The 4,223-nt window shown below is 41.4% G+C and carries 3 protein-coding genes and 1 pseudogene; 2 read left to right on the forward strand and 2 right to left on the reverse strand.

The window, feature by feature from the left end; translation table 11 throughout:
- Positions 1 to 580 (reverse strand): transposase (locus LU351_RS20015; RefSeq protein WP_232592392.1); only part of this gene is annotated, 580 nt, incomplete at its 3' end.
- Positions 581 to 1,036: 456 nt separating this feature from the next.
- Between LU351_RS20015 and LU351_RS20020 the strand changes: the two genes are divergently transcribed.
- Together LU351_RS20020 and LU351_RS20025 are read left to right on the forward strand one after the other, a co-directional pair.
- Complete coding sequence (locus tag LU351_RS20020; protein ID WP_232595861.1) at positions 1,037 to 1,237, forward strand: hypothetical protein; 201 nt, start codon at positions 1,037 to 1,039, stop codon at positions 1,235 to 1,237.
- 47 nt (positions 1,238 to 1,284) lie between these two features.
- Positions 1,285 to 2,748, forward strand: a complete 1,464-nt coding sequence (locus LU351_RS20025) for a TonB-dependent receptor domain-containing protein (RefSeq protein WP_232595862.1) — start codon at positions 1,285 to 1,287, stop codon at positions 2,746 to 2,748.
- 662 nt (positions 2,749 to 3,410) lie between these two features.
- Here the strand turns inward: LU351_RS20025 and LU351_RS20030 are convergent.
- Positions 3,411 to 4,097, reverse strand: a pseudogene (locus LU351_RS20030) (IS256 family transposase); the annotation flags it as partial.
- Positions 4,098 to 4,223 lie beyond the last annotated feature (126 nt).

The raw sequence follows: 4,223 nt of genomic DNA on the forward strand, positions 1-4,223 counted from the left end.
TCTCTTGGTTCTTCTTCGCCCAGCGGGCATCCGTATCTTTTTGAGCGCCAACGTTCGGATTCTTTTCAAAACGATCAGGCGTTTCACCGCGTTTTATCTGTTTGTTTTCTTCCTTTTTATTGCGCTGCCTGGGAACATCGACAAAACTCGCATCCACTATTTGACCTTTTCTTGCTTGAAAACCGTGTTCCTCTAATTGAACATCAAAAGTAAAAAACAAACGCTTCATTAAACCAGCTTTGACTAGGTTTTCTCTAAACAGCCACACTGTCTTGGCATCAGGCACCTTGTCCGATGGAGTCAGACCTAAAAACCGGCAAAAAGAATAGCGGTCCCGTATTTGGTACTCTATCTGATCATCGGATACATTGTATAAGTGCTGAAGTACGAGTACTTTGAACATCAGAAGCTCGTCATAGGCTTTACGACCCGCATTGCTTTTTCGGTTTGACTTTCGTATTTCCTTTAAGGTCGGACGAAAGGCTTCCCAAAATATCAGTTTGTTGAGATGAACTAATGGATCTTTTTCATCTAACTTGCGATACCTGTCATCTAAATCAAAAAAGCCGGGCTGAGACATAGAAGGAAACTCTTGAAATTTTTGAACAGTGAGATTATATCAAAGTTGGGCTATTTTTAGAGGTGCCCTTATGCTAATGCTAACGACAGAGACGATTATGAAGAGTCTAATATTGACCTTTATGCATCAGGGCCAATTATTGAAGATAGACTTTTTTATTATGCGCTTTACAGTCGTAATGCGGAAGATCGTGAATTCTATAGCATCACCGAGGGAAGGGGATTTGAAGAATCCCAAAGTACAGATTTTTGGGGCGTAAAATTAGATGCCTATATTAGCGATAACCATCGAATAGAATTAACCGCGTTTAGTGATGAAAGAGATATTAAAGAAGATGTTTATTCTTATGATGGTGAAAATGATGTTGTTGGGGGGGTTGCAGGATTTAATACTATCGAAGAAGGTGGTTTAAACTGGATTGCCACTTATATAGGTAATGTTACTGATAATTTAGAAGTGTCCCTTTCTTATGGGGAGAACGAAGCGAATCGCACAGAGCTTCCTGGTACGGCTAACCTTCCGGCTATTTATACTTACACTGCGGACGGAAGATTTTCTGCTACCGGTGATTGGACTAATTTTAGTGTGGAAGAAGGTGATGATACGCGTGAAATGACCCGTATTGATGTCACTTGGAATTTGGATGATTTGGATTAGACCGAGAAGAAAATACCTCTGTCGCCTCTACCATAAACTCTGGTGGTGTGTATTGGTTATTAGATCCTACCAATACTTACAACGGTTGTGATCAAAGTTCAGAATGTCCTTCTGGTGCCAATGCAAGGCGCAGAAATTATTCTAGCGGTGGTACATTTGATGTTTTATCAACGGCCTTTTATTTGCAGGATACATGGGAAGTATCGAATCGATTAACGCTCGAAGTGGGCATTAGGAATGAGACTTTTGAAAATAAAAATGGGGCCGGTGAAACCTTTGTAGAGATGGATAATCAATGGGCCCCTAGATTGTCTGCTGTATGGGATCCAACTGGTGAGGCCAAGCAAAAAATTTATGCTAACTGGGGTTTGTATTACCTTCCTGTAGCCTCTAATACCAATATTCGATTGGCGGGGCAAGAAACCTATATTCATGACTTTTACGACTGGGATGGAGAGTGTTTGAATGCAGATTTTAGCCCTTGTAATTTAGGCAGTATTTATCGTACCGATGTTTTGTCTGACGGTAATGTTCCTGATACGCGAAGTGTGGTGGATGCTGATTTAGACCCTATGTATCAATCTGAGTTTATTCTCGGTTATCAATACATTACCGATGAAGGGCTGGAGTTCGGTGTTAAAGGAATGTACAGAAAGCTTGAATCCTCCATTGAGGATATGGCGATTGATGGCGCTGTTATTAATTATTACAACACCGTTGGAAATTGGACATATGACAGTCCAGTGGAAGAGGTGTTTGATGGCTTTCATCAATATGTTCTTGCCAATCCCGGTAGTGACCTTCGTGTATTTATTGAAGAAACCGGTGAATTTATTGACCTGAGCGCAAATGATTTAGGTTATCCAGAAGCAGAGCGCCAGTATGGTTCATTGGAGTTTACTTTCCACCGACCCTTTGATGGATCTTGGATGTTGGATGCGTCTTATACTTGGGCTCACAGCTGGGGGAATAATGAGGGTTATGTGCGTTCAGATAACGGGCAAGATGATGCGGGCTTAACAACGGCTTTTGACCAACCTAGTTTGGTTGAGGGTGCCTATGGTAATTTGCCAAATGATCGCAGGCATACTGTGAAAGCCCGAGGGTTTTATCGTTTCGAAAATAAACTCAGCTTAGGTGCCAGTTTTATTTGGCAAACCGGGCGTCCTCGGAACTGCTTTGGTGTTCACCCTGATGAGAATGATTTTTCACGCTCATATGGAGCGGATACGTTCTACTGTAATGGTGTGTTAGGTAAGCGGGGTAATCAAGGGCGTACACCAAATATGTGGAACCTAGACATGAACGCGCAGTACCCGATTCAACTGCCTGGTGATCAAGAGTTGTTGGTCTCATTAGATGTGTTTAATGTATTCAACAATGATGCGGTGACAGAGGTTAACGAGTATGCAGATACCGATGGCGGACAGCCGAATCCAAACTATCGTTTACCCAGCAGTTACCAATCCCCAAGAATGATTCGTTTGGGTTTGAGATACGATTTTGATTAGTTAATTCTTTAGAGGTACGGAATTAAAAGAGGGGTTGGATCGCCCCTCTTAGTTAACGAAGTGTTTTTTTGACTTCTATTAATATTGTATTCATTACTGTCTGGCTGGTTAATGCTATTGGGCGTTGGTCTTTTGTAGTTTGGGGTAATGACTTTAAATTGTGCTCATTAATCTCTATTGGGAACCTCTATAAATTCGTTTTTTTAGCGCGATAATTTTCTAATTTTTTCTACCGGAACACTTACCGAAAATAATTATCATTACGCATTTGTTTACAAAAATATTGGATAAAAATTCGTTCTTTTGATGATTTTTTCTCCTTATTTGTATATTCCAGACGCACGTTGGCCGCATAACGTGACAAATCGTCTCATGTTATACGTGATATTCATCATGCCAATCTTCACCGCATTTCTCAGTTATTTATTTGGGAGGTGGGGGTTTTCGAGAATGTTAGCCTGCATTTACGCTATATAGAGTAGTAACTACCGCGCCTCTATTGCTATCGTCAACTAGAGAATTAATCATACCGATTAAGCTACTAGGACTAACTGAGAGGCTGTTCAAAATTCTGTGTCATGCGAAGCGGATTGGCTTCGCTTGATTGCTACGAATTTTATGCGAGTCAAGCTCGCACAAAATATCGCAGCGACATTTTAGCATTACAGATCTAAAAATCCTTGTAAACGGTCTTCAAATTGAATAGCCATTTGGGATAATGCGAGGTTCCACTTTTGCACCGGGTGTGTCCATTTCTCAGTGGCATTTAAAATGCCAGCATACAGTAGCTTCAATAAACTATTTTCATTAGCAAAGCCACCTTTCGTCTTGGTTAATTTTCGAAATTGCCTATGCACTGCCTCAACCGCATTGGTGGTGTAAATGACTCGACGAATATCCTCTGGGTACTTGAAGTAAGCCGATAAGTTATCCCACTTGTTTCGCCATGATTGAATGACAACAGGGTACTGCTTCCCCCATTTTGCCTCTAAGTCATTCAATGCTATTTCGGCTGCATTTTTCGTGGTGGCTTTGTAAACCTTTTTCAAATCGCTCATGAATGCTTTTTGATTTTTCGATGCCACATACTTCATCGAGTTGCGAATTTGATGAATCACACACAATTGAACTTCGGTCTCAGGATAAATGGATTCAATGGCCTCAGGAAAGCCTTTCAGCCCATCCACACAAGCGATAAGAATATCTTTAACGCCACGATTTTGAAGATCTGTTAGGACTCCCAGCCAGTAATGAGCACCTTCGGCGTCGGATAAATAGAGACCGAGAAGCTCTTTTTTTCCTTCAATATTCAGGGCCAAAATAGTGTAAATGGCCTTACTGACAAAACGTAAACGCCAAACCAACAACCTCCTACAACCCCACCTTCCAAACCAATAACCTACAGTCTCCACCCAAAGGAGACCAACATGCCCAAATACCGCCGTTACAACTGGCCCCACCTCTTGTCAGAATTT

Source organism: Marinibactrum halimedae (assembly GCF_021234875.1).
Classification (GTDB): Bacteria; Pseudomonadota; Gammaproteobacteria; order Pseudomonadales; family Cellvibrionaceae; genus Marinibactrum; species Marinibactrum halimedae.